Source organism: Kribbella koreensis, assembly GCF_039525325.1.
Taxonomy (GTDB): domain Bacteria; phylum Actinomycetota; class Actinomycetes; order Propionibacteriales; family Kribbellaceae; genus Kribbella; species Kribbella koreensis.
The window spans coordinates 527,560-553,723 of the sequence record NZ_BAAAHK010000017.1; the positions used below are offsets into that span (position 1 = coordinate 527,560).

Genomic DNA, 26,164 nt, shown 5'->3' on the forward strand with positions numbered 1-26,164 from the left:
AGGTATGAGCCAGGTACAGATTCGGCCGGGGCCCAGACGCGCTACTCGCGATGGGCTCCGGCAGTTTGTCGAGACGTTCGCGGCGGACCATCCGCCGTTGTCGCCCGGGGCGGCGGATCTGACGATCCTCGATCCTGAGCGGGTTCGCCGGAAGTACGGCGGGGTCTTCAACTACCTGACGAGGGTCGAGCTCGAGGTCGAGCGGAACGTGCTGGAGTTGCGGGCGCTGATGCCCGATGCGACGGAGACGGATCGGTTCTTCTACGAGGACGTGTGGTCGCCGCAGGAGTTGCAGCACGGCGTGCTGCTCGATGCGGTCCAGCAGGGTTTCGGGATGACGCCGGCCCCGGCCGACCTCACGAACCTACGACCGGGGATCCGGGTGATCGGGGTGCTCTCGCATCTGCCCGGCATGCTCGGGGTCATCAGACTTCTGTACTACCTGACAGGCGCGGCCACCGAACGCTCGGCGGTCATCGCGTACTCCCGCCTGCTCGACGGACTCGGCGCCATGGGGGAGCGCGCGATCGCCGAGACCGTCATCGCACCGATCAGACGCCAAGAACCCGGCCACTTCGCCTTCTACCGCATGTCGGCCGAGACTCTCGTGGGCGAGGAGGGCCTCAGCCCCTGGCAACTCCACCTCACCCGGATCCTCCGCCGGCACTCCTTCGACCTGGTCGGCGTCAACAACCGCCACCAACGCGCGGCCTTCGGCGACGTCGCCCGAGCGCTCGGGTTCGACCGCGACCTGGACGGGATCGCGCGCCAGGTGAGCCTGGGTGGAACGCGAACTCCTCTGGGCCCGGCACCAGGGAATGCAAGTCCCTGCCTACATCCTCAGCGCCCTCGAAGAAGCCATCGCCCTCAGCATCGCCCGGCACTGAAAACGGAGATGCTGCGACAACATCCCACGGTCTTGACTGGAGGGCATGCTGATCCGAGAGGCGCGCACCTGCGATGCCGCCACCGTCAACGACCTGCTCCACCAGCTCGGCTACCCGCAGGAGGGCACTGAGGAAACGGCGGCCCGAATCCGGAGCTGGGCTGATGATCCCGCGAGTGCGGCCTACGTCGCTGAAGACGACGGCGAGGTGGCCGGCCTGATCGCGGTTCACGTCTGCCCGTTCTTCGAGCGCACCGGATCGTGGGCGCGCATCGTGGCCCTTGTCGTCTCCGAGCGGGTTCGTGGTTGTGGCGTCGGCGGTGAGTTGGTCGGCGCGGCGGAGGCGTTTGCCGTGGGGCATGGGTGTGTGCGGGTGGAGGTCACAAGTTCGGATCGCAGGGAAGACGCCCATGTGTTCTACCGGAGTCGCGGGTACGTCGACCAGGCCGGGCGGTCGTCGCGGTTCCTGCGGGGTTTGGAGTAGGTGTCACAAGGTGGGGTGGTTCGCGGTCTTAGGAGTGAGTCGGCCGGGAGGTGGCCGGCTTCGGCTCCTGGTTGGTGGAGTCGTCCTTCGCACGGAATAGGACAGATGATGACCAGTCCCCTCGAACAGGTAACCGGGCGGGTCCGGCGGCGGATCTCGACCGCGGCGGTGCTGGTTGCCGCGCTTGCGTTGGCGAGTTTGACTCCGTCGTTGAGTGCAGATGCCCAGGGCAGTCGTGCGCCGAAGCCGACGATCGTGCTGGTACACGGAGCGTGGGCGGATGCGTCGAGCTGGCAGCGTGTCATCGAGCAGCTGCTCGACGACGGATACCCGGTCCGCGCCATCCCGAACCCGTTGCGCTCGCTCGCGGGCGACGCCGCGTCGGTGCGGGCCTTCGTACAGACGATCCCGGGTCCCGTTGTCCTCGTCGGGCACTCCTACGGCGGCGCCGTGGTGACGAACGCGGCCACCGGACTGCCGAACGTCAAGGCGCTCGTCTACGTCAACGCGTTCGCCCTGGACGAAGGCGAGACCGCGCTGCAGATGGCCGGGCCGGACTCCGCGCTCTCGGTGGCCGATCCGACGACAGTGTTCGACTTCGTACCGGCCGGTCCGCCCACGCCGACCACTGACCTGTTCCTCAAGAGGTCGACCGTCTTCACGTCGTTCGCCACCGGCCTGGACAACGACGAGAAGGCCATGGTCTACGCGACCCAGCGACCGGGAGCGTTCGGCGGCCTGGCCGATCAGTCCGCCACCCCGGCCTGGCGCAGCATCCCGTCCTGGTACCTGATCGGCACCGGCGACAAGATCATCCCGCCGACGGTCCAGCGCACGATGGCCAAGCGGGCCGGCTCCGACGTCACCGAGTTCGACGAGGGTCACCTCGGCCTGATCTCCGACGCCAAGACCACCACCCGGGTGATCGAGAAGGCGGCCCGGTCCGTCCACTAGGCAGGCGTCGAGAGGGTACTGCGAAGCTGCCGCCGCGAACTGATGCCGAGCTTCGAGAACACCTTGCGCAGATGCCAGTCGACCGTATGCGGGCTGACGAACAACCGGGCACCGATCTCGGCGTTCGTCAGCCCGTCGCCGGCCAGCCTGGCGATCTGCTCCTCCTGCGGGGTGAGCGACTCGTACGAGGTCTGTGTCCGTCGACGGACGGTCGCACCCGTCGCCAGCAGTTCCCGGCGAGCGCGTTCGGCGAAACCCGCCGCGCCGAACCCGCTCAACAGCTCGTGGGCGGCACCCAGTTCTGCCCGGGCGTCCGTCCGCCGGTTCTCCCGCCGCAGCCATTCGCCGTAACACAACCGGGCTCGCGCGAAGTCCATCCGCATCTCCGTGCGACCGAGCCGCTCGATCGCCTCGCGGTACAGATCGTCGGCCTGTTCGCTGACCAGCGCCCGCACATAAGCCGCCGTACCGAGCGCCCAGTCGGTCCCCGTCGCCTCGGCCATCTCGCCGAGCTTCCGTACGGCGTCGAGCGCATCGCCCGGCCGTCCGAGTCGTGCCGACGCCTCGACGAACTCCGGTACCGCCTTGACGGACAGGCCGAGGCCGTCCGGGTCCGCGCTCGCGCGTCTGGCCGCCGGTTGCGCTTCGTCGTACCGGCCGAGGCCGTTGTAGAGCACCGCCGCCGCCCACAGGGTGTCCTGCTCGACCTTCGGCTGCCCGCGGGTGCGGACTGTCTGGTTGAGCGTGTCCATCGCACGCTGTGTGGCTGCCTCCCGTCCCCTGAACGGTTCGACGAACAGTGAACCGTATGGCCCCAGGAACCCCGCGCCGGTCGCCTCCCCAACGGCCACCACCTGTGCGGCAAGGGACTCGGCGGCGTCGAGCTCGCCCGCGAAGGCCCGGTTGGGCACCTGGAGCAGGAGTGCGAGCGGTAGTACGGACAGCGCCCCGGTTTCGCGGGCCAGCTCGGCGAGTGAAGTGGTCAGCACGGTCCAGCCGGTCGAGTCCCAGGTGTCTCCCGCCATCCGGGCGGCCAGCGGTAGCCAGCCGAGGGCTTCCTCAGCCGGGACTTCACCGGCGCGGAAAGCAGCAAGCGCCTCCTGCAGCATCGGTACGCCGGCCGAATACCCCTGCGTCGCCGCCGTCGCCACACCATCCAGGAGAAGCTCCCCGGGCGCCGGCACGGCAGGTCTCGGCGCGGCCAGCACTGCCGTGGCGACCGCGACGGTGTCACTGCCAGTCAGCCCGTCGGCGTTGATGCCCGCGTGCAGCGCATCGCGATAGGTCGCACGGGCAAGTCCCGCGTCGAGCTGCTCAAGCCGTTTGGCTGCGTCGAGTAGCAACGGAAGACCCGCGCTGCTACTCGTGGAGATGGACCTGATCTCCCCGCGCAGGAGCGTCACCTTCGCCGCGCCGAGCTCGTCAAGCGGCCCCAACTCCGCCGCATCCGCCAACTCGAGCGCCGCGCTGAACGCACCTGCCTGGTACTTCGCAAGTGCCGCCGCCAGCGTCCTGGCTGCCCGGCGTACGGGTTCTGGAGTCAGCCCTGCGGCCCTCTCCAGGAATGCGGCCGCAGCCGCGACTCCGCCGCGAGCCCGTGCCCGGTCCGCCGACTGCTCCAGCTCAGCCGCCACCGACTCGTCAGGCCCCGACGCCGCCCGCGCCAGATGCCACGCCCGGCGATCCGGATCGACCCGCGCGTCCGTCGCGTCGGCCAGCGCCTGGTGGACCTCGCGCCGATCTTCCGTCTCCGCGGCGCGATACGCCGCCGAACGCACCAACGGATGCCGGAAGCGCAGCCGGCCGTCGAGGGCGATCAAGCCCGAGGCCTCGGCCTGCGATACGGCGGCGTCCACGGAGATCCCGAGGCGCTCGGCCGCACGCCGTACCAGCGGGAGGTCACCGAACGGCTCGGCGGCCGCGGTGAAGAGTAGGCGTTGCGTCTCCGCCGGAAGCGCTTGCACCCGGCGGAGGAAGCCGTGCTCGAGCTGGCTCGACAAGGGCCGCGCATCGGGAAGTACGAAGCCACCCGCCAGCTCCGCGTTGCTCAGCTCATGGGGCAACTCCAGTAGCGCCAGCGGGTTGCCGCGGGTCTCAGCCACGATGCGGTCCCGCACGCGCTCGTCGAGAGGGCCGGCGACGGCCGACTCCAGCAACGCCCGGGAATCGCTCTCGGTGAGCCCTGTGAGGTGGAGCTCGGGCAGGCCATCGAAGGTCTCGTCCGGACTGGGCTCCCGGACGGCGAAGACGAGCAGGATCGATTCGGCGAGCAACCGCCGAGCGACGAAGCCGAGGGTCTGCGCCGACACCTGGTCGAGCCACTGCGCGTCGTCGACCACGCAGACCACCGGCTGATTGCCGGCGGCGTTCGCCAGCAGGCTGAGAGCGGCCAGCCCGACGAGGAAGCGATCGGGTGCTTCGCCGCCACGCAGCCCGAACGCCGCGGAGAGCGCACCGCGTTGCGGTCCGGGGAGGCGATCGAGACCGCCGAGCAGGGGAGCGCAGAGTTGGTGCAGTCCGGCGTACGAGAGCTCGATCTCGGCCTGCACTCCGGTGACTCTGACGGTGCGGCACCCGGTCGATCGCCCCACCAGGTATTTCAGTAGTTCGGTCTTGCCGATCCCGGCCTCTCCACGCAGCACCAGGACCGCGCTGCGCCCGCCGCGGGCGTCCGCCAGGAGATCGTCGAGAGTCTGGCGCTCGGCCAGCCGCCCGAACAGTTCCTCACGCATGGTGGCTCATCCGGCGGTCACCGGACTGATGGCGTCGATCAAGGCCGGGTCGAGCTGCTTGCGTGAGGTGACGGCGAGCTTGCTGAACACCTTGCGGAGATGCCAGTCCACGGTGTGCGGGCTGAGGAACAGCCGGCCGCCGATCTCGTGATTGGTGAGACCGTCCGCGGCGAGCCGGGCGATCTGCGCTTCCTTCGCGGTGAGCAACTCGCCGGTGTGGGCAACCTGTCGCCTGGTCGTCTCGCCGGTGGCAGCCAGTTCCTGGCGGGCCCGATCGGCGAAGGCCCTGGCACCCATCCGGCTCAGGCTGTCGTGCGCGAGCCGAAGCTGGATCCGTGCATCGTGTCGCCGGTTCTCGCGCCGCAGCCATTCGCCGTACAGCAGCTGCGCCCGGGCGAGGTGGACGACCATTCTGGTGCGTCCGAGACGCTCGATCGCCTCGCGGTGCAGGGCGTCGGCATCATTGCCCTCGGCAACAAGTGCGGCAGAGCGTGCCCAGATGCCCAGGCCCCAGTCCGTACCGGCCGCGCGGGCACGTTCCTCGAGCTGACTCAGGGCGTCCGACGCGCCGGTGTCGCTCCGTGCGGCGGCCTCGACGGCTTCGGCGAGCGACCAGGCGAAGAAGCCCAGGTCCTCCTGCTCACAGGCTTTGCGGGCCGCATCGAGGGCCGCCTCGTAGCGACCGAGGCCGTTGTAGAGCACGGCGGCCGCGTGCCGGGCGAGCCCGAGAGCGCGGCCCTCACCCCGCGCCACCGCGTCCTGCACGGCGGCATCGATCAGCCTGGCGGCCGCGCGTTCCTCGCCGCGCCACGCGGCGAGCATCAGGCGGCCGTCCCGCAACGGCGTGGTGCCGGTCGCCGAAGCGAGGGCGTCCGATTCGGTGAGCAGCATGGCCGCGGCGCCGAACTCGCCCGCATGCAGATGGACGACGGCGCGATAGGTCAGCGCGCCGGGAAGCACGCCGAGCGCGCCTTGGCCGCGGGCCAGTTCGACGCCGCGGTCGGTCAGCTCGTGCCAGGCCTCGTCGTCCCAGAGTTCCGGAGCGACCGGGCAACCTCGCCACAGCCACTGCACGACCTTGTCCTCGCCGCGCTCGGCGGCCTGTCGGAACGCCTGGAGTGCCCTCCTCAGCGAAGGTACGGCGACCGTGTAGCCGTCCGTGAACCGGGACGCGACCCCGTCCAGGAGCAGATCCATGGCCCCGGCCGGCCGGGGCGTGGGGTGAGCCGCCCGAGCGGCCTCGGCAGCCTTCTGGACGTTGCGGTGGCTCCCGAGCCGGCCCGCGAAGACCGCGGCGCCGAGCGCTTCGAGGTACGCCTCACGCGCCATCGGATCGTGGAGGGCATCGAGCCGGTTCGCCGCGTCGAGCAGCAATGCACCGGCCTCCCTGCCGCGTCGGTGGGCGAAGCTGATCTGGGCCCGCAGCCGGGCGAGGCGTGCGCGGTGGAGGTCGTCGACCGGGCCGATCTCCGCGGCGGAGAGGAGGTCGTACGCCGCGTCCGGCTCACCGGCCTCGAACTTGGCGCCGGCGGCAGCCAGTGCCCGCTCGGCCCGGCGTCCCGGATCGGGTGTCAGCTCCGTGGCTCGCTGGAGGAAGGCCGCCGCGGTCCCGACGCCGCCACGGGCCTGGGCCCGAGCCGCCGCGCTCTCCAGTTCGGCGGCCACCTCCTCGTCGAGGCCCACGGTCGCGTAGGCCCGATGCCAGGCCCGGCGATCCGGATCGAGACTCGCGTCGGTGGCACCGGCGAGGGCGCTGTGCACGGCGCGCAGATCCGCCGCCGAGCCCGCCCGGTACACGGCCGAACGGATGAGGGGATGCCGGAACCGGACCCGGGAGCCGATGTCGATCAAGCCGGCCGTCTGGGCATCGGCGGCAGCCTCGGCGCCGATCCCGAGCCGCTCGGCGGCACGCCACAGGAGGGCAGGATCGCCGACCGGCTCGGCGGCGGCGATCAACAGCAGCAGGCCGGCGTCGGCGGGCAGCGCGTCGAAGCGCAGCAGGAAGCCCTGCTCGAGCTTGCCGGCCAGTCCGTCAGGTCCGGTCCGGCCGAAACCGGATGTCAGCCGGCCGGCCGGCAGGCTGCGGGGGAGCTCGATCAAGGCCAGCGGGTTGCCGCGCGTCTCGGCGACGAACCGGTCCCTGACGCGTTCGTCCAGGACCCTTGTGACAGTGGTGTCCAGTAGCGCGCGGGCATCGTCATAGCCGAGTCCGGTCACGAGGAGTTCGGGCAGACCGGTCAGCTCGTTCGCGTCACCGTGCTCGCGGATCGCGAAGACGAGGGCGACCCGCTCGGCGAGCAGGCGGCGGGCGACGAAGGCGAGGGTCTGCGCGGACATCCGGTCGAGCCATTGGGCGTCGTCGATCAGGCAGATCAGCGGCGCGTCCTCGGCGACGTCGGCCAGCAGGTTCAGCATCGCCAGCCCGACCTGGAACCGATCCGGTGGTGTCCCGGTGGACAGACCGAACGCCGTGCTCAGGGCCTCGTGCCGGGGATCGGACAGTCGGTCCGGCAGCCGCGTACAGAGTTGATGCAGGCCTCCGAAGGCAAGCTCCATCTCGGACTCGACGCCCGCTGCTCGCGCTACCCGGCAGGATGGCGCGTTCGCCTCGAGGTAGTCCAGCAGGGCGGTCTTGCCGATGCCGGCTTCGCCGCGGAGTACCAGGGCAGAGCTGTGCCCGGCCCCCAGATCGGCTACCAGCCGATCGAGAGCCTCACACTCACGCCGCCGGCCTTCCAGCTGAAGGCTCTGGTCCCGGATCCTCATCGCCACCGTCCAACCCAAGAGCCTAATCATGGTCCGCGCCCGCGGCAACGAAATGGCTCAAGCAGCGAGATCGGCGGCCAGCAACTCTTCGAGGTCGTCGAGGTCGCCGGCCCGGGCCGCGTTGAGAAACCCCTGCAGGAAGCGCTCCTGGGCGGCGGTGCTCACGGTCGTACGCCGGCCCGCGCCGATCCGCTGACGGGACCGGCAGACCAGTTGCCTGGTGTTGGCCGCACCGAGGTGGAGGAACTCCGAGAGCTCCGGGTAGGGGTAGTCGAACGCCTCCCGCAGGACGAAGGCTGCGCGCTCCCGTGGGGTCAGGCACTCCAGGATGATCAGCACGGCTTGCCCGAGCGCGTCGCGATGTTCGGCGCTCGTCGCGGGGTCATTGCCGGGGTCGGCCTGCTCGGAGGCGAGGGAGGGCCTCGGGGACTCACGGCGGCGCCGGGCGGACTGGGTGACGTTGATGGCGAGCCGGGTGGTCATCGTCGCCAGCAGCGCCTGCGGGTCGAGGACCGCCGTACGGTCCGTGTGCTGCCAGCGGAGCCAGGTCTCCTGGACGATGTCCTCGGCCTCGTTCGTACCGGGGAGATAGCGGTGCGCGATCGCCAGCAGCCGGGGCCGGACCCGGACGAAGATCGCGACGGCCTCGTCGTCCCAGCTCTGTTCCGCCCTGTCGAGGTTCATGGTCCCGGCCTCCCGGTCGCTTCGGCTGCTCCTGCTTTCACAGTGCGATGCCGACCGCGTGGACCGCGTCCCGGGAAGCACGTGGTGAACGCGTGGTTGCGGTCCACCACGTACCGCCCGGACTACGTGGTCGGGACGGCTCAGTCGGTGCCGAGCGCCTTGCGGAGTACGTGGATCGCCTGCTCGACCGCACCTGTGGTGGCGGCCGTGTCACGGAGCGGGTTGACCATCATGAAGTCGTGGAGGATGCCGTTGTAGCGCAGCGAGGTGGTGCGTACGCCGGCCTCGGTCAGCCGGCGCGCGTAGGCTTCGCCCTCGTCCCGGAGTACGTCGTTCTCGTCGACGATCACGAATGCCTCGGGCAGGCCGGCGAGCTGGTCGAGGCCGGCCCGCAGCGGCGAGGCGGTGATCTCGGTGCGCTTGGTGACGTCGGGTAGGTAGCAGTCCCAGAACCACGCCATCCCCTTCGCGGTCAGGAACGGTCCGTCGGCGAACTCGCGGTAACTGTCGGTGTCCTGACCGGCATCGGTCACCGGGTAGTACATCGATTGGTGGACGAACGTGACGTCCCCACGATCCTTGGCGAGCAACGTCAAGGCGGCCGTCATGTTGCCACCGACCGAATCACCGGCCACCGCCAGCCGGGTTGCGTCGAGGCCCTCGTCCGAACCGTTCTTGGTGATCCACTGCGCCGTCGCGTAGCCCTGCTCGATGGCAACCGGGTACTGCGCCTCCGGCGACCGGTCGTACTCCACGAACACGACCGCCGCCCGCGCCCCGACCGCCAGCTCCCGCACGAGCCGGTCATGCGTGCCCGCGTTGCCCAGCACCCAGCCGCCGCCGTGCATGTACAGCACGGTCGGCAGCATCCCGGCCGCATCGACCGGCTTCACGATCCGGACCTTTACGTCGCCGGCCTCCGCCGGGACGGTGATCCACTTCTCGGCGACGTCGAGCTTGGCGATCGGCGCCGCCTGGACATCGTCGAGAACCTTGCGCGCGCCGTCCGGCCCGAGCTCGTACAGGAACGGCGGCTTCGCCGTCGCATCCGCGAACTCCTGCGCCGCGGCCTCGAGAAAGTGCTTCTTCATGGTGGTTTCCGTCCTTTCGGTGTCACTCGACCAACTTGCCGTCGCTGGAGACGTGGCGCATGAGCGCGCTGAACTCGTCGGGGATCGGGGGGATGTCTTCGGGCTCGACCTTGCCGGGGCCGGACCAGACGAGGTTGACCCGGAGGGACTCGTCGAGGCCGGGGTAGTCCGAGCGGTTGTGGCAGCCGCGGGTTTCGCGGCGCACCAGGGCCGCGTCGAGGGTTGCCCGGGCGGCGAGGGCGGAGGCTTTGAGGTCGAAGGCGTGGGCGAGGTCCTGGAAGCCGGCGATGTCGGGGTGGACGCCCAGGTGGGTCATCCGCTCCTCGATCTCGGTCAGCTCGGCCAGTCCCGCCTGGAGGCCGGCCTCGTCTCGTACTACGCCCGCTCGCGACGTCATGGTGTCGCGCAGCGCTCGTTGGAGGGCGCGGACGTTCTCCTGGCCGGTGTCTGCCAGCAGCGCATCGACTTCTGCCCGTGCCTCGGCGACGGCCTCCGCGGAGCGTTGCTGGGACTGCCGGCCGATCGAGTACTTCGCTGCCTCCTCGCCGACGATCCGGCCGAACACCAGTAACTCGATCAGGGAGTTGCCGCCGAGCCGGTTCGCGCCGTGCAAGCCGCTGGCCGCTTCGCCGATCGCATAGAGGCCGTCGACGCCGGTGCCGTGGTCCTCGGGCCGGACCCACACGCCGCCCATCGAGTAGTGCGCGGTCGGGGCGATCTCGATCGGCTGCTTGGTGACGTCGAGCATCTGGAGTTCGAGCAGTGTCTGGTAGACGCGGGGGAGCCGGCGCATGATCGTCTCGCGGGGGAGATGCGACACGTCGAGCCAGACGCCGCCGTTCGGCGTACCGCGACCTTCCTTGATCTCCGTGTACGCCGCCAGCGCGACCCGGTCCCGCGTCGACAGCTCCATCCGCTCGGGGTCGTAGCGCGTCATGAACCGTTCACCGAGCGCGTTCCGCAGCTGCCCGCCCTCGCCGCGGGCGGCCTCGGAGACGAGCGTGCCGGCCGCGTTCTCGGGCTCGATCAGCCCGGACGGGTGGAACTGGACCAGCTCGGGGTCACGGATCCGGCCGCCGGCCAGCAGGGCGAGGCGGAACGAGTCGCCGGTGTTCTCGTCGCGGCGCGACGACGTACGGCGCCAGATCCGGGTATGACCGCCGGCCGCCAGAATCACCGCGTCGGCGTGGATGACATAGCGGCGACCGGTCGTCAGGTCGAATCCGTAAGCCCCGAAGACGGTGTTGTCGCGGACCAGGATGCGGGTCACGTACACGGTGTCGAGGATCGGTACGCCGAGCTGGACGGCCCGGTTGATCAGCGTCCGCTGGATCTCCAGGCCGGTGTAGTCGCCGGCGAACGCGGTCCGCCGGTACGTGTGCGCGCCGAAGAACCGCTGCGAGATCCGCCCGTCGGCCTCGCGGGCGAACGGCATGCCGTAGCTCTCCAGATCGGCGATCCCGCGGGCCGCGTTCTCGGCGACGATCCGGACCGTGACCGGGTTCGCCAGCAGGTAGCTCTCCTGCAGGGTGTCGGCAGCGTGCTGTTGCCAGGTGTCGTCCGGGTCCATCGTGGCCAGCGCCGCGTTGATCCCACCGGCCGCGAGCGAGGTGTGCGCGTCGGACCGTGGACGCTTGCCCAGGGCAAGTACTTCGACACCTTGTTCGGCCAGCTCGATCGCCGCCCGCAGTCCGCCGCCGCCGGTGCCGATCACCAGGACGGAGGTGGCGATCTGCTGTTCGTCGGTGCTCATCGATTCTCCTGTTCGGTTACTTCGGTGTCGTAGTCGCAGTACGTGAGGTCTTGGTGCCGTACGCGGTACAGCTCGAGTCGCCGGTGGTGGTAGTCGTCGGTCTCGCCGAGCCACTCCATCCCGATCCGCTGGGCCGTCGCCGCGGCGCGGGTGTTGTCCGGTCCGATCAGCGCGAAGACCTCGTCGACACCGCCGCGGTGCATCGCCCACCGGGTCAGCGCGTTGCCGGCCTCGGTGGCGTAGCCGTGTCCCCAGCTCCGGCGGCCGAGGTGCCACGCGATCTCGAGGTCCTTCCACGGCGCCAGGTGGACGAGGGCCGCGCCGCCGACGATCTGCCCGGTGTCGCGCCTTTCGACGGCCCAGTGACTGGCCGGTACGACGTCCTCGGTCTGCCAGCGGCGCAGGACGTCCCGCATCGTCTGAACATCCGGAACCCAGGCCATCGCGGGGGTGAGCCAACGAGTCACCTCCTCGTCGCCGTAGATGCCCAGCGCATCGTCAGCGTCGGTGTCACGCCAAGGCCTGAGCAGTAGTCGTTCGGTCTCGAGGGTCGGGTTCATCTCACGCTCCGCGGCTGAGGACCGGCAGATCACGGTCGGCACCGGCTATGACCGGGTACGCCGCCGCGCTGTGACACGACATCCCGCAAGGGCTGACGTCGACCGGGTGATCCCGGGACTTTGGTCCCTTCCGCCGGGCCGGAGGCCGCGTTGTGCTGGAAGTGGAGAACAGGTAGGAGCTGATCGACGTGACAGACAAAATCATCGTCGGAGTCGACGCTGCCTGGCGTCGCTCCGGAGCACTGGACTGGGCGGTTCACGAGGCTGTGCGGCGTCGTGTGCCGCTTCGGGCGGTACACGTGGCGGACGAGCGGACGCGGCACGCCTATGCGGCGCCGGTCAGGATCGAGGGGCAGGTCATCATTCCGGCCGTGATCCCCGAGGCCGACAACCGGCTGGCCGACGAGGTCGAGGAGTACCTCGTGGCCGCCGACCGGTCACTGGACCTGGCCGCAGACGTCGTGGTCGGTGCGCCGGACAAGCGGCTGGCCGAGCTCAGCACGGACGCTGGACTGACCGTGGTGGGCCGTCGAGGGGTCGGCGGATTCGCCCGGCTGCTGATCGGTTCGACCTCGGAGTACGTCGCCAACCACGGTGACGGACCGATTGTCGTCGTACCGGAGGGCTGGAAGCGCGTGCAGCACGTCCATGCCCCGGTCATCGTGGGTCTGGACGGCTACGAGGACGACGGCGTGGCGCTGGAGTTCGCCTGCGAGATGGCGGTTCGCGATGCCGCGCCGCTGTGGATGGTGCTCGCGTGGGACGTTCCCACCCCGTACAGCTGGAACGCCGCGACGGCCGGAGCGGTGCGGGAGGACTGGAAGCGGCTCGCGCGCGAGCGGTTGGACACGGTCGCGGAGCAGTGGCAGCACAAGTACCCCGACCTGAAGGTGGTACGCAGACTCGTGCAGGCGCACGCCGCGGCGGCGCTGCTCGAGACCGCGGAGTCGGCCGGCGCCCAGTTGATCGTGATCGGCGGCCGCCGTCACCGGCTGCCCGGGCTGATGCTCGGCTCGGTGGCACGCGGCGTTCTGCACCACGCAACGGTCCCGGTCGCGGTCGTCCACGACAGCAGGCCGGAGAGCTGACCCACCGCCGGACGGACAGGTCCACGACATCATCGTGGACCTGTCCGTCCGGTTCAGCGCCGCGGGCGGGAGGTGATCGGTCCCCTCACCGGACCTAGCAGCCGCAGCGAACCGTCGGCCTGCTAGGTGCCCGGGTGCGGAGAGCTCACAGTTCGGGGATCGCCAGTAGGGGTTCGGCGATGGCGTAGTCGACGACCGGGCCGTCGCGGCAGACGAGCAGCGGGCCGAGCTGACAGTGTCCGCACAAGGCGATGCCGCATTTCATCGAGCGTTCGAGTGAGACGTGGATCCGCTCGGCCGGAATCTGCGCGTGGAGCAGGATGCGAGCGCTGAACCGCATCATCGGCTCCGGGCCGCAGAGGTAGGCGACCGTCCGGTCCGCGGTCAGCCGGAGCCGGGACAGCGGCTCGGTGACGAACCCGACGGCGCCGTGCCAACCGCTGGACGGGCTGTCCACGGTGAGCTCGACTTCAAGGTCCTCGCGTGCCGTCCAACGATCCAGCTCGGAGCGGTACAGGAACTCTTGCGGTGTACGCGCGCCGGCCACCAGCACGACCTTTCGGTACGCCGACCGCCGGGCCAGCGCGGCCAGCAGCAGCGGACGCAGTGGGGCCAGGCCGATGCCACCGGCCACCAGGACGAGGTCGTCCCCCTCGGCGCCGGCGAGCGTCCAGGTCGTACCGAACGGACCGCGGACTCCGAGTACGGTTCCCGGCCGGGCATCGAACAAGGCCCGGCTGACCGCACCGACGGATCGGATGGTGTGGACCAAAGTGCCGTCTTCACCGATACCGCTGACAGAGATCGGTACCTCCCCGATGCCGAAGGCGTAGAGCATGGCGAACTGGCCCGGCGCGAACCGCGGCAGGGGCTGCTCCATCGGCTCCAGCCGGACAGTGGCCGAGTCGCGGGTCTCGATGGTCCGGTCGATCACCCGGTACCGGACCGGCAGCATCGGTTCAGTCACGAGCGCCATTGCCGTAAAGATCCAGTAGCCGTGCCCGGGTGGACTGTAGCCGGTCGAGCGCGATCGCCAGCAGCTGCTTGGTGAGCGCATAGCCGAGCCGGGGATCCTGTTCGGCCAGCGCTCTCATTCGTTCCGCGTCGAACGAGGTGGCCTCGACAGTGCCGACCGCCAATGCGCCGAAGTGCCAGCGGTACGGCGGTACAAGCCACGACCAGCCGAGGAGATCGCCAGGACCCAGAGTCTGGATGACCACCAGGCCGCGGCCGGGCACTGCCGTGTCGAGTGCGACCCGGCCATGCCGGATCAGCCAGCAGTGCCCGGCCTCCCCACCCTCATCGAAAAGTCTGTCGCCGTCCTCGTACGAGACGTCGTCGGCGATGCTGAGCAATGCCTCCAGTTCGCTGGCGTCCAGCTCGCCGAACACCTCCGGATCAGCCATGGGCGGCTTCACCAGCGAGCCTGCCCACCTCTTCGGTGAGGTCGATTCCGACCGGGCACCAAGCGATGCAGCGACCACAGCCGACGCAGCCGGAGGCGCCGAACTGGTCGTGCCAGGTGCCCAGCTTGTGAGTGAGCCAGTGCCGGTAGCGGCTCTCGCCCGAGCTGCGGACGCTGCCGCCATGGACGGACGAGAAGTCGAGCTCGAAACATGATGACCAGCGCTGCCAGCGTTCGGCATGATCACCGGTGAGATCGGTGACATCCTCGGTGGTCGTGCAGAAACAGGTAGGACAGACCATGGTGCAGTTGCCGCACGTCAGGCAGCGATCCGCGACATCCTCCCAGTGCTGGGACTCGCGGCTGCCGGCCAGCAGGGCGCGCAGGTCCACCTCCGGCATCGCACGGCCCATCCGATCCGCCGCGGCCTCGACCGCCGCGTAGGCGCCGCCGGCCTCGTCCTCGGTGGCGTCACGATGACCGAGCCGCCCGAGCATGCTGCGACCGGCTTCGGTGCCGGCATCGGCCAGGAACCGGTGGCCGTCGGTGGGAGTCAGCTCGGTCAGTGTCAGATCCGCTCCCGGCCCGGCCGCCGGTCCGGTGCCCATCGAGGCACAGAAGCAGACCTCGCCGGGTTCGGTGCAGTTCACCGCGACGACGAACAACGATTGGTGCCGGGCCGCGAAGTTCCCGTCCGGGTGGCTGCCGCCGGTGAGGACGTCGCGAAGCTTCGTGATGGCCGCCAGGTCGCACCCGCGTACTCCGAGGAACGCATAGCGCGGACGCTCCTCGTCAGCAGCCTCGTACGAGCCGTCCGCGGTGGCCGACCACAGCTTGCGGCGCGCGGGGTGCAGGAACGTCTTCCAGGACTGGGGCCCGGCTGAATGACCGAACATGGCGTCGTCGTCGCGCCGCCGCAACCGGTAGTGGCCCGGACCGGTCTCGACGCCCCAGCCGGCCGGCAGCTGGGCGGCGCCGGTCAGCTCGGCGAGCACGATGGCGCTGCCGGACACCGTCGGTCCGATGACCTGGTATCCGTCACTGATCAGTAGGCCGACCAATTCGTCGAGGCCGTCGATGATCGCCTGGCTCATGAGCGCGATGATGCCAACGTCCGCCCGGGCGGCCCCAGGGCCGAAGGTCCTGGCGGCAGTGGACCCCGGTCCCTGGCGGCACCCCGCTCCGGGCTGGTGTCCTCGCTCATGATGGACACTCCGACGCTCGCGATCTTCAAGCTCGCCTCGTGTGACGGTTGCCAGCTCACCGTGCTGGACTGCGAGGACGAGCTGCTCACGCTGGCCGGACAGGTGCGGATCGCCCACTTCCTGGAGGCGTCGAGCACCGTGCTCCCCGGACCGTACGACGTGGCGCTGGTCGAGGGCTCGATCACCACCGCGGCCGACGCGGAGCGGATCCGCCGGATCCGTGCCGAGTCGAAGGTGCTGGTCGCGATCGGGGCCTGTGCCACCGCCGGCGGGATCCAGGCGTTGCGGAACTTCGGGGACGTCGCCGAGTTCGCCTCGGTCGTCTACGCGCGGCCGGACTACATCGAGACGCTGGCGACCTCGACGCCGGTCGCGGACCATGTGCGGGTCGACTTCGAACTCCGCGGCTGCCCGATCGATCGCCGGCAGTTGCTGGAGGTACTGACCGCCTTCCTGGCCGGGCGCAAGCCGGATCTGCCGGACACGTCGGTCTGCACCGAGTGCAAGCGGCGAGGCCTGACCTGCGTCATGGTCGCGGACGGTACGCCGTGCCTCGGGCCGGTCACCCATGCCGGCTGCGGGGCGCTGTGCCCGGCGTACCGGCGCGGCTGCTTCGGGTGTTTCGGGCCGATGACCAAGCCGAACGTGGCGGCCCTGGTCCCGCGTCTGCGGGAGACCGGGATGACCGAAGCCGATGTCGACCGGGTGTTCCTCACGTTCAACGCGGCGAGCGGCGGCTGGTCGTCATGAGTCACCGGGCTCGGCAGTTGCAGGTCAGTTCGCTGGCCCGCGTGGAGGGGGAGGGAGCGCTCCACATCAAGGTGCGCGACGGGGAGGTCGAGCGGGCGGAGCTGCGGATCTACGAGCCGCCGCGGTTCTTCGAGGCGCTGCTGCGCGGGCGGCGCTACACCGAGCCACCCGACATCACGGCGCGGATCTGCGGCATCTGCCCGGTCGCGTATCAGACCAGCGCTTGCACGGCGATCGAGGACGCCTGCGGAGTACGTATCGGCGGCCCGATCGGCGACCTGCGCCGCTTGCTGTACTGCGGTGAATGGATCTCCAGCCACACGCTGCACATCTACCTGCTGCACGCGCCGGACTTCCTCGGGTATCCGGACGCGGTCGCCCTGGCGACCGCCCACCGCGACCTCGTCGAGCGCGGGCTGGCGTTGAAGAAGGCGGGCAACGCCATCCTGGAACTGGTCGGCGGCCGGGCGATCCATCCGGTCAACGTCCGCGTCGGCGGCTTCTACTCGGCCCCGGGCCGCGATCAGCTCGACCGGCTCGCCGCCCAGCTCCGACCTGCTCTCGACGCGGCGATCGCCACCGTGCGCTGGGTGGCCGGATTCGACTTCCCGCAGCTCGAGCTGGACCACGAGTTCCTGGCCGTCCACCACCCGGCCCGGTACGCGATCGAGGGTGGTACGACGCTGCGCCGCAGCGCGGGCCCCGCGTTCAGCGTCGATGCCTTCGGCAACCATGTGGTTGAGGAGCAGGTCAAGCACTCGACCGCGCTGCACGCCCGGCTCGACGGGCGTCCGTACCTCACCGGACCACTGGCCCGCTACACCTTGAACCACGAACACCTGTCGCCGTTGGCCCGCGAGCTGGCTGCCGAGGCGGGCCTCGGCGACGAGTGCCGGAATCCCTTCCGGAGCATCGTCGTCCGCGCTGTCGAGACCGTCTACGCGGTCGAGGAGGCGCTGCGGCTGATCGACGAGTACGAGCCGCCGGAACCGCCACACGAGGTCGTACCGGCGAGGGACGGCGTCGGGCACGGTGTCAGCGAAGCGCCGCGGGGGTTGCTCTATCACCGGTACGGCATCGGTGCCGACGGCCTGGTGCGGTCGGCGACGATCGTCCCGCCGACCTCGCAGAACCAGGCCGCGATCGAGGACGACCTCCGGCGGCTGGTCGCGGCCAACCTCGACCTCGCGGACGAGCCGCTGACCGGCTTGTGCGAGCGGGCGATCCGCAACTACGACCCCTGCATCTCCTGCTCGACACACTTCCTGGAACTGACGATGGAGCGGCAGTGACGAGGGCGGTGGTGATCGGTGTCGGAAACGAGTACCGCCGCGATGACGGTATCGGGCCAGCCCTGATCGCTGCGCTCGAGGACCGCTGGCTGCCCGGTGTGTCGCTGATCAGGTCCGACGGCGAACCGGTCAGGCTGATCGAGGATTGGGCCGGCGCATCGCTCGCGGTGGTCGTCGACGCCGTACTGTGCGAACCGTCGTCACCTGGCGAGATCCACCAGACCGAGGTCTGCCTCCAGCAACCCGATGGCACCAAGGCACTCGGCACCCACTCGCACTCCGCAGGCTCCCACAGCCTCGGCATCCCCGACGCCTTACGCCTCGCAAGAGCGCTGGACCGACTGCCCCACCGCCTGATCGTCTACGCGGTCGAAGCAGCCGACACCTCACTCGGCACCGAGTTGTCCGCCCCGGTCGCCGCCGCACTCCCCACACTCACCGAGGCGGTGGTGCAGATCCTGCGCAAGTAGGAGCGCTGGACCACGAGGTCTCCCTCCGCGATCGCATGCAGCTCGCTCCACCGCTGGTCGGGTTGCATGCGCAGCAGATCTCGTCGAACACGTCGGGGTTGCCGGCCAGGCCCTCTTCCATGAAACGACGGACCAGGGCCTTGTTCTCTTCGATGCTCATCGACCGGTGCTCCCCGCGTGCTGGACTCTGTTCGGCCCATCGTGCCCACTACACGTTTCACGAGCATTGCACGGCGATCAGTCGGCGGTGGCCTCGGCGACCGACCTAGGCGACGGTACGTCGCTGAAGTGGAGGTTGCCGGCGGGCATCATCCAGGTCATCACCTCGACGGCGAGGCGGCCGGCCTGGACGGCGGGATCGGCTTCGGCGTGCCGGCGGGCGGTCTCCTGGTCGACGGACCAGATGGAGAAGCCGCGGTAGCGCTCGTCGTCCTGATCGGTCAGCGGACCGCGAGCGAGCACCAGGCCACGGTCGCGGAGGCCGGCGCCGTGGGCCAGGTGCCGGTTCTGGAGGTCGGCGGCTTCCTCGTCCGTCATCACAGGTGCGTCGGCGCGCAGCGTCAACAGGATGACGGTGTAGCGGTCGAACTGCATGGATTGACGGTACCGCCGACGGGACACCAACCGGTGGACAGGCGCTGGTCAGCAGGGCCGAAAGTCTGGTCCTTCCTGGTCCGTTGGGCGACCTCGAAGTGGCTTTGGGCCGTGCCCTGCCAGAGCGCGGGCCAGGATCCTCGGAGCATGAACCGTATTCGCCGCAGCATGGATCGGCTCCTGAGCCGTCGAGGGCGCCTGGTCGCTGCCGCCGTACTGGTGGTTGCGCTGGTCGCTGCGATCGGCGCCTCCACCTGGTGGGGTGACGACGAGTCAGGATCACCGTCCTCGTCCCCGGCACCGACACCGTCAGCACCGGCCGGGGACGGTCCGGTCGGTATGGCCGGCCGTGCGCCACTCACCGGCGTCCTGACCGCGGAGGCGCTGAACCGGCCGGCGGTCACGGTGAAGATCTCCAACACGCCCGATGCGCACCCGCAGCGTGGACTGGGCGACGCCGATCTGGTCTTCGTCGAACCGATCACCGGCGGCACCACCCGGCTCGCCGCGATCTTCCATTCCAGGCTGCCGGCTCAGGCCGGGCCGGTGCGGTCACTGCGGCCGATGGACGCGGCGCTGATCGGCCCGACTCACGGCATCATCGCGGACACGATGGCCGACCGCTGGGTCCTCGACTACGTCGATCGCGCCGCGGACCTGGACGACCTGGGCACCCTGCGAGTGCCGGCCGGCACCTATCGGCTCGACGACACGAGACGTGCGCCCAACCACGTGTTCGCCCGTCCCGCGAAGTTGCTGCAACTGAGCGACCGCAAGACGGCGCCCGCGCCGTACTTCAGCTACGCGGCCGCCCCGGACCGGTCGACCGCGCAGCGCAGCGGCAAGCAGGTGTCCTCGGTGACGGTCGGGTACGGCGGGTCCGCGACCGCCACCTGGACCTACAACCGAGCGTCGGGCCGGTGGGTCCGGGCGGAGAGCTGGTCGCCGCATCTGATCGAGAACGGCGGCCAGGTGGCGGCGGACAACGTCGTAGTACTGACCGCCGAGCGGGACACCGGGTTCGCGAGGGCCAAGCCCACGATGACGATTCTCGATGTCTTCGACTCCGCCGGGACGCTGAAGGTCTTCACCGGCGACAAGGTGGTGGCCGGACGTTGGCGCAAGGGTGCCGTGAACGAGCCGTTCCAGTTCACCACCACCGACGGGAAGCCGCTGCTGCTGACGCCGGGCTCGACGTGGATCGAATGTGCCCTCACGACCATGCCTGTCCGGACCCGCTGAGATCGCACCTGGTCAGTAGATGTCGCGGACGTACCGCTTGCTGGTGGCCAGGGTTTTCACGTAGGTGTCGGCCTCGTCGGGGGTGAGGTGGCCGTGGTGGGTGATGATGTCGCGGAGGCTCTGGTCGACGTCCTTGGCCATCCGGGTCGCGTCGCCGCAGACATAGACGTGGGCACCGTCCTGCAGCCACGACCAGAGCTTGGCGCCGTGTTCGCGCATCCGGTCCTGGACGTAGATCTTGTTGCGCTGGTCCCGCGAGAACGCGACATCGATCGACGTCAGTACGCCGTCGCGCTGCAACGCGGTCAACTCGTCCAGGTAGTAGAAGTCGGTCGCCTCATGCTGCTCGCCGAAGAACAGCCAGTTGGGCGCACGGTCGCCCCGAGCCCGCCGCTCGTCCAGGAACCCGAGGAACGGCGCGACGCCGGTACCGGGCCCGATCATCACCATCGGTACGCCGGGATCCGCCGGCGGCTGGAAATGCGGTGCCGGCTGGACGGTCACCGCGACGGGATGATCGAGCGGAGCGTCGGCGAGATAGGTGGAGCACACGCCCTTGCGACCGACGCCCAGCGGACCGGCGTACCGGATGACGGACACGGTCAGGCTGATCCGATCCGGGCTGGTCAACGGGCTCGAGGAGATGGAGTACTGCCGGGGCTTGAGCTTCGGCAACAGGTCGGCCAATCCCTGCGCGGTGACCGTGAGGTTGTACGAGGCAACGAGATCGGCCGCCTGCCGGCCCCACAGCCACTTGGCGAGCTCGCCCTTGTTGTCCGCCCGGAGCAGCGTCTTGAGCTCGACGTCGCCGGTCTGCTCGGCGACGAAACGCAGCAGGTCCGGCGTGATCCGGGTGATGTCGAGATGATCGCGCAGCGCCGTGGCAACCGGTACTGCGGTACCGCTGAGCTCCACCTCCGTCGCGGGGTCGATCCCGGTGGTCGTCAGCCATTCCTTGACCAGGTCGAGGCAGTTGCGCGGCATCACGCTGAGCGAATCGCCGACCTGGTACGTCAGCCCGGTCCCCGTCGTGTCGAAGGTGAACTGGCGGACCTCCTTGCCGGCGCCCGGCCGACTGAGCAGCCGGTTCCCCACGAGGCGAGCGAGTTGGGCGGGCTTGCGACGCGACGCGGTCGCCGCGACCGGGGCCGGCTTCAGCTCGTCGACGAGCTGTTCGAGCCAGGCGCTGCCGGAGTCGTCGCCCTCGCAATCGACTCTCGGCAAGAGCTGTACTGCGCCCAGCTCAGCGAGACGCGTGTCGAGGCGTCGACCATGGCCGCAGAAGTTGTCGTAGCTGGAGTCGCCGAACGCGAGTACGGCGTACCGGATGCCGGCGAGCGCGCCCGGGGGAGCGCTCTCCAACGAGTCCCAGAACGTGGTGCCGTTGTCCGGCGCGTCGCCGTCGCCGAAGGTGCTCGTGATGAGGACGAGGTCGGCCTCGCGGGGGAGCGCGTCGAGAGAGAGGTCAGCCATGCAATGCGCTGTGGGCGCTAGCCCGGCGGCGACGAGTCTCGGGGTGGTGGTGTCGACGGCGAACTCTTCTGCGGTACCGGTCTGCGAGGCCCACAGGACGTACAACGGCCGACCGGTCGGGACAGGGGCGGGAGAGGCGGGGAGACGTGAGAACATCCCAGCGAGTACGCCGTTGACCCACAGCGCGCGATCGGCGGCGAACGGTGCGCCGGCGGGCAACACCGGGATCGCCCCGTCGAGTGGCCGCGCTCCGACACCTTGCAGAAACCCTGCCAGATAACGCTTCTCGTCGTCGGTCAGCTCGGGTCGCGTGGCCGGCAGCCCGAAGACGTCGGAGGGTTCCGGCTGCTTGCTCACCACGGTCACCGTGACTGCGCAGACCTTGAACTCGGGCTGGAACGACAGCGGGTCGACCGCATCGTTGGTGACCGCGTTGATCGCCAGATACTCCCCGTACAGATCGTTCCAGTGAAACGGAGCGAAGAGATCGCCTTCCCGGACCCGGTCCGTGATCGCCGCCGGCATCACCGCCCGCCCGCGCCGGGACGCGATCTCCAATTCGTCGCCCTCGGCAACCATCAACCGGGCGGCGTCCGCCGGATGGATCTCGACGAAGGGCCCCGGTGCGAGTTTGTTGAGCTTGGCAACGGTTCCGGTCTTGGTGAGCGTGTGCCACTGATGCTGGACCCGGCCGGTGTTCAGGAGGAACGGATAGTCGTCATCCGGCATCTCCGCTGCCGGCACATGCGGCCGCGGATAGAAGATCGCCCGCCCGCTGGCGGTAGCAAACCGAAGCCGGGCACCAGCGACGTAGCGGATCGGGTTGCGTGAAGGTCCGTCCGGAGCCGCCGGCCACTGCACTGGATCGGTTCGGAGCCGCGAGTAGGTGACACCGCGCAGGTCGTACCCGGTCTGCGGGTTCCAGCACTGCCGGATCTCCTCGAACACCTCCTCCGCATCGGCATAGGTGAAGGCGTCCGAGTACCCCATCGCACAAGCGATCCGCGCGATCAGCTCCCAGTCCGGGAGAGCCTCGCCCGGCGGCGGCACGGCGGCCGGTACGAGCGTGAGGTTCCGCTCGGAGTTGATCATGATGCCTTCGGACTCCGCCCACATCGTCGCGGGCAGCACCACATCGGCGTACGCGTTCGTCTCGGTGTCGGTGAAGACGTCCTGGGTGATGACGAGCTCGGCCGCCTCCAGCCCGGCCAGTACCGTCTTGCGGTTGGAGACCGACGCGACCGGGTTCGTGCAGATGATCCAGCAGGCCTTGATCTTGCCCTCGGCGAGCTGCTCGAACATGTCCACCGTGCCGCGCCCGACCTCGGTCCGCAGTGTGTCCGGCGGTAGCTGCCATAGATCCTCGATGAACGCGCGGTCCTCCGGTACCAGCACCGACCGCTGCCCGGGAAGTCCTGGTCCCATGTAGCCCATCTCGCGCCCGCCCATCGCGTTGGGCTGCCCGGTGAGAGAGAACGGTCCGCTGCCAGGGCGGCAGATCGCGCCGGTGGCGAGGTGCAGGTTGATGAGCGCGTTGGTGTTCCAGGTGCCGTGCGTGCTCTGGTTGAGGCCCATCGTCCAGCAGCTCATCCAGTTGCCCGAGGCGCCGATCCACTCGGCCGCCTGCCGCAGCGACTCCTCCGGCAGACCGGTGATCCCGGCGACGACCGCAGGCGGGTAGTCGGCGAGGAACGCCGGCATGTCCTCCCAGCCCTCGGTGGACTCGGAGATGAACTGCTCGTCGACGTACCCGCCCTCGACCAGCAGATGCAGCAGGCCGTTGAGCAGGGCGAGGTCCGTACCGGGTTTGATCTGCAGGAACAGGTCAGCCTTGTCGGCGGTCGTCGTGCGCCGCGGATCGACCACGATCAGCTTGGCTCCGGCCCGGACGCGGTCCATCATCCGCAGGTACAGGATCGGGTGGCAGTCGGCCATGTTCGCGCCGATCACGAAGAACACGTCGGCGTGATCGAAGTCCTCGTATGACCCGGGAGGACCGTCCGAGCCGAGCGACAGCTTGTAGCCGGTGCCCGCGCTGGCCATGCAGAGCCGCGAGTTCGACTCGACCTGGTTGGTCCGGATGAACCCCTTGGCGAGCTTGTTCGCCAGGTACTGCGCCTCGAGCGTCATCTGCCCTGAGACATACAGCGCGACCGCATCCGGCCCGTGCTCGTCGATGATCGCCCGCAACCGCTGCCCGGTCTCGGCGATCACCTCGTCAACGGGTCGCGCAACCGGCTCCGCGCCACGCTCCGACCGGACCAGCGCCTTGTCCAGCCGCCCGGGAGCCGAGAACAGCTCCCCGCTGGTCGCACCCTTCGTACACAACCGCCCCGCATTCGCCGGGTGAGCCTTGTCACCTGACGCCTTGACCACAGGCCTGCCGCCGTCGGCGCTCGGCGCGATGTCCAGCAGCACGCCGCAGCCGACGCCGCAGTACGTGCACACGGTACGCACCTGTTCGCCCACCCGGCCGAACCTATGACGACGCGGTTACACACCCGTGACGTCAACAGACCTCCGGCGTTACGAACACCTCCCACCCCTCCGGCGGACCGGAGAGGTGGTTCGTCAGGACTCCAGGGCGTTCGTCAGGAGGGTGACCAGGGCCTCGAGCTGGAGGTCGGCCGAGGAGGTGACCTCTTCGTCGGAGCCGTCGAGGGCTCGGGCGGCGAGGCCGGCCTTGGCGTCGATCAGGTCGGCGATCCGGGTGTCGATGGTCTGGGCGGCGATGATCCGCCAGGCCGTGACGGGCTCCTCCTGACCGATCCGGTGGACCCGGTCGATCGCTTGGGTCTGCTCCGCGTTGGTCCAGGAGAGCTCGGCGAGGACGACGTTGGACGAGACCTGGAGGTTCAGGCCGACGCCCGCGGTCAGCAGCGAGCAGACCGCGATCTCGACCTCGGGGTCGTTCACGAAGGCGTCGATGTTGGCCTGGCGCTTCTTCGGGGTCTGGTCGCCGCGGATCGAGGCGTACCGGATGCCGCGCTCGGCGAACAGCGCCTCGGCGGTGTCCATCACCTCGATGTGCCGGGCGAAGAAGACCACCTTGCCGACGTTGTGGGCCAGCTGCGCCGCGTAGTCGGCGGCCAGTCCGGCCTTCGCCTCGCCGATCCGGCGGACCAGGCTGAAGATGTTGTCGCCGTTCTTGGCCTTCGCCTGCTCGGTCCGCTCCCAGCCGGCCACCGCGCGGACCAGGTCGTGGTCGATGCCCTCGACCGTGACGCCGGACGTCCGGGTCTGCAGAGCGGTCTCGTACCGCGCGACCAGGCGCTCGGCGAGCTCGCGCTCGGCGGCCCGGATCGAGCGGCCGGCAGCACCGTCGAGCTCGACCGGCAGGTCGGCGATCCGGCGGGCCGGGATGTCGGCAGCGACGTCGACCTTGCGGCGGCGGACGATGCCCATGTCGATCACGCAGGACCGGGCCGCCGCGTAGAAGCCGGGGTCGGCCGGCGTCAGGTCGGTGTCGTCGAGCTTGGCCATCAGCTCGGCCGTCGGCGCCTTGTCGTCGATCCAGCCCAGGTACTGCCAGATGGCCCGGAAGTCGTCGATGTCGTTGATCAGCGGCGTGCCGGTGAGTGCCATCAGCAGCGGGCGGACGGTCCGGGACCGGATCCGCTCGGCCAGCTGCAGCACGTTGCGGGAGCGCTGGGACTTCTTGTTCTTGATGAAGTGCGCCTCGTCGACCACCATGCCGCGCATGCCGAGGTCGCCGAGCCAGCCGACGTGCCGGTCCAGCACCTCGTAGTTGACGATCACGATGTCGGCGAATCCGTCGATCGTGTCGCCGTCGCCCTGGATCACGGTCGCGACCCGCTTCGGCGTCCAGATCCCCGCCTCGCGGGCCCAGTTCGTCTTCACGACGCTCGGTACTACGACCAGCAACGGGTAAGCATTCGCCGCCTGAGCAGCGAGCAGCGCCTGGGCCGTCTTGCCCAGACCGGGCTCATCGGCGAGCAGGAAGGTGCGATGACCCCCTGCCGCGGCGGCCACGAGTTGTGCCTGGTGAGGCATCAATTCCTGGCCACCCGGGAGGTGTAATGAAGTCGGCTCGGGCAACGCCTTGCTCGCGGACGCGGCGGCGTACTCGAACGACTTGAGCAGTGGGTTGATCAGCTCCCAGCCGGACAGACGTCGCGTCTGAGGCTTCGGGATGGCGGCGGCCGCGCTGAAGTCGGGCGCGAGGAAGGGGTTGGCGAGCTGGCGGGAGACGACCGACTGCGGCACCACCTGACGTGGCGGGGGAGCGGCGGCTGTCTGCGGCTCGATGACCGTCGGCTCGACCGGCTCCGGCGGCTCTTCGCCGGCCGCGAGCATCATCTCGCGCTTGAGCGTGGCGGCGGCCTCGGAGATGACCGCGTCCTCGGCCAGCAGCGCGAGCAGCGACGGCTCGAGCGCGGCGCTCTTGGCGAGGATGGTCGCGAGACCGTCGAGGCGGCGCAACTGGGTCGCGCGGTAGGCCTCGGTCGCCTTCGCGTCGCCGTTCACCCGGGCCCGCTCCTCGCGCACCAGCAGCGCCACGACCTGGAACTTCGTCCGGACGGACGGCTGGACATTCGATCGCTCGACGGCCGCCTCGATCTCACGGACGGCGCGGGCGAGCACCGGGATCAGGCCCTCGGCATCGCGGGCAGGACGCCGTCGGCGGGGGGCAGCAGCAGTACGCCGAGCGCCGGGCTGGCGCTGGCCTCGTCGGGCCAAACGATTCCTCCTCTGAACTGCCCCGGCGTGTTCG

20 protein-coding genes are annotated in these 26,164 nt (G+C 69.7%); 8 read left to right on the forward strand and 12 right to left on the reverse strand.

The annotated features are described in order from the left end of the window. The first annotated feature begins 4 nt into the window (after positions 1 to 4). The 3 genes from ABD116_RS31955 to ABD116_RS31965 all read left to right on the forward strand — a co-directional run bounded on the left by ABD116_RS31955 (position 5) and on the right by ABD116_RS31965 (position 2,324). On the forward strand, positions 5 to 1,018 hold the full coding sequence (locus ABD116_RS31955; protein WP_343978848.1) for a GTP-binding protein LepA: 1,014 nt from the start codon (positions 5 to 7) through the stop codon (positions 1,016 to 1,018). Then, positions 933 to 1,370, forward strand: a complete 438-nt coding sequence (locus ABD116_RS31960) for a GNAT family N-acetyltransferase (RefSeq protein ID WP_343978851.1) — start codon at positions 933 to 935, stop codon at positions 1,368 to 1,370. Before ABD116_RS31955 ends, ABD116_RS31960 begins: the two co-directional genes overlap by 86 nt. A 108-nt stretch (positions 1,371 to 1,478) precedes the next feature. After that, positions 1,479 to 2,324, forward strand: coding sequence for an alpha/beta fold hydrolase (locus ABD116_RS31965; protein ID WP_343978853.1), 846 nt, complete (start codon positions 1,479 to 1,481; stop codon positions 2,322 to 2,324). Here ABD116_RS31965 and ABD116_RS31970 read toward each other — a convergent pair. The 6 genes from ABD116_RS31970 to ABD116_RS31995 form a co-directional block, all read right to left on the reverse strand. Beyond that, positions 2,321 to 5,056, reverse strand: a complete 2,736-nt coding sequence (locus ABD116_RS31970; RefSeq protein ID WP_343978856.1) for a helix-turn-helix transcriptional regulator — start codon at positions 5,054 to 5,056, stop codon at positions 2,321 to 2,323. The genes ABD116_RS31965 and ABD116_RS31970 overlap by 4 nt on opposite strands. 6 nt (positions 5,057 to 5,062) lie before the next feature. Next, on the reverse strand, positions 5,063 to 7,822 hold the full coding sequence (locus ABD116_RS31975) for an AAA family ATPase (protein WP_343978859.1): 2,760 nt from the start codon (positions 7,820 to 7,822) through the stop codon (positions 5,063 to 5,065). A gap of 57 nt (positions 7,823 to 7,879) precedes the next feature. Continuing rightward, positions 7,880 to 8,506: a sigma factor gene (locus tag ABD116_RS31980; RefSeq protein ID WP_343978862.1), complete on the reverse strand. Its 627-nt coding sequence runs from the start codon at positions 8,504 to 8,506 to the stop codon at positions 7,880 to 7,882. Positions 8,507 to 8,646: 140 nt separating this feature from the next. Next, positions 8,647 to 9,597 (reverse strand): alpha/beta hydrolase, encoded by a 951-nt coding sequence (locus tag ABD116_RS31985; protein WP_343978865.1) that lies wholly within the window; start codon positions 9,595 to 9,597, stop codon positions 8,647 to 8,649. Positions 9,598 to 9,619: 22 nt separating this feature from the next. Further along, a complete protein-coding gene (locus ABD116_RS31990; RefSeq protein ID WP_343978868.1) occupies positions 9,620 to 11,350 on the reverse strand; it encodes an L-aspartate oxidase in 1,731 nt (576 codons plus the stop codon). Next, entirely contained in the window at positions 11,347 to 11,910 is a 564-nt protein-coding gene (locus ABD116_RS31995) for a GNAT family N-acetyltransferase (RefSeq protein ID WP_343978871.1), read from the reverse strand. Before ABD116_RS31995 ends, ABD116_RS31990 begins: the two co-directional genes overlap by 4 nt. A gap of 188 nt (positions 11,911 to 12,098) precedes the next feature. Here ABD116_RS31995 and ABD116_RS32000 point away from each other — a divergent pair, with 188 nt between their 5' ends. Then, positions 12,099 to 12,998 carry a universal stress protein gene (locus ABD116_RS32000; RefSeq protein ID WP_343978874.1) on the forward strand — a complete coding sequence of 300 codons (900 nt, stop codon included), beginning with the start codon at positions 12,099 to 12,101 and terminating at the stop codon, positions 12,996 to 12,998. A gap of 145 nt (positions 12,999 to 13,143) precedes the next feature. On the opposite strand, the gene ABD116_RS32005 is transcribed toward ABD116_RS32000, so the two are convergent. The 3 genes from ABD116_RS32005 to ABD116_RS32015 are packed head-to-tail and all read right to left on the reverse strand — an operon-like array spanning position 13,144 to position 15,497. Beyond that, on the reverse strand, positions 13,144 to 13,974 hold the full coding sequence (locus ABD116_RS32005) for an FAD/NAD(P)-binding protein (RefSeq protein ID WP_343978877.1): 831 nt from the start codon (positions 13,972 to 13,974) through the stop codon (positions 13,144 to 13,146). Continuing rightward, entirely contained in the window at positions 13,958 to 14,404 is a 447-nt protein-coding gene (locus ABD116_RS32010) for a Crp/Fnr family transcriptional regulator (RefSeq protein WP_343978880.1), read from the reverse strand. Before ABD116_RS32010 ends, ABD116_RS32005 begins: the two co-directional genes overlap by 17 nt. Further along, positions 14,397 to 15,497 (reverse strand): 4Fe-4S dicluster domain-containing protein, encoded by a 1,101-nt coding sequence (locus ABD116_RS32015; RefSeq protein WP_343978883.1) that lies wholly within the window; start codon positions 15,495 to 15,497, stop codon positions 14,397 to 14,399. The genes ABD116_RS32010 and ABD116_RS32015 overlap by 8 nt, the downstream gene beginning before the upstream one ends. 111 nt (positions 15,498 to 15,608) lie before the next feature. Between ABD116_RS32015 and ABD116_RS32020 the strand changes: the two genes are divergently transcribed. From ABD116_RS32020 to ABD116_RS32030, 3 genes are read left to right on the forward strand one after another with little or no spacing between them, the layout of a single operon-like run. Beyond that, a complete protein-coding gene (locus ABD116_RS32020; RefSeq protein ID WP_343978886.1) occupies positions 15,609 to 16,358 on the forward strand; it encodes an NADH-quinone oxidoreductase subunit B family protein in 750 nt (249 codons plus the stop codon). Beyond that, positions 16,355 to 17,650, forward strand: coding sequence for a Ni/Fe hydrogenase subunit alpha (locus ABD116_RS32025; RefSeq protein ID WP_343978889.1), 1,296 nt, complete (start codon positions 16,355 to 16,357; stop codon positions 17,648 to 17,650). Before ABD116_RS32020 ends, ABD116_RS32025 begins: the two co-directional genes overlap by 4 nt. Beyond that, on the forward strand, positions 17,647 to 18,120 hold the full coding sequence (locus ABD116_RS32030) for a hydrogenase maturation protease (RefSeq protein WP_343978892.1): 474 nt from the start codon (positions 17,647 to 17,649) through the stop codon (positions 18,118 to 18,120). Before ABD116_RS32025 ends, ABD116_RS32030 begins: the two co-directional genes overlap by 4 nt. 237 nt (positions 18,121 to 18,357) lie before the next feature. Here the strand turns inward: ABD116_RS32030 and ABD116_RS32035 are convergent, their stop codons facing one another. Continuing rightward, the gene (locus tag ABD116_RS32035) at positions 18,358 to 18,714 is read right to left on the reverse strand and encodes a YciI family protein (RefSeq protein ID WP_343978895.1); all 357 of its coding nucleotides are present in this window, start codon (positions 18,712 to 18,714) and stop codon (positions 18,358 to 18,360) included. Positions 18,715 to 18,861: 147 nt separating this feature from the next. On the opposite strand from ABD116_RS32035, the gene ABD116_RS32040 reads away from it, so the two are divergent. Continuing rightward, positions 18,862 to 19,956: a DUF3048 domain-containing protein gene (locus ABD116_RS32040; protein ID WP_343978898.1), complete on the forward strand. Its 1,095-nt coding sequence runs from the start codon at positions 18,862 to 18,864 to the stop codon at positions 19,954 to 19,956. Between the two features lie 12 nt (positions 19,957 to 19,968). Here ABD116_RS32040 and ABD116_RS32045 read toward each other — a convergent pair whose 3' ends face one another. Both ABD116_RS32045 and ABD116_RS32050 read right to left on the reverse strand, forming a co-directional pair. Then, a complete protein-coding gene (locus tag ABD116_RS32045) occupies positions 19,969 to 23,898 on the reverse strand; it encodes a bifunctional nitrate reductase/sulfite reductase flavoprotein subunit alpha (RefSeq protein WP_343978900.1) in 3,930 nt (1,309 codons plus the stop codon). 102 nt (positions 23,899 to 24,000) lie between these two features. After that, on the reverse strand, positions 24,001 to 26,130 hold the full coding sequence (locus ABD116_RS32050) for a DEAD/DEAH box helicase (RefSeq protein WP_343978903.1): 2,130 nt from the start codon (positions 26,128 to 26,130) through the stop codon (positions 24,001 to 24,003). Positions 26,131 to 26,164: the final 34 nt, after the last annotated feature.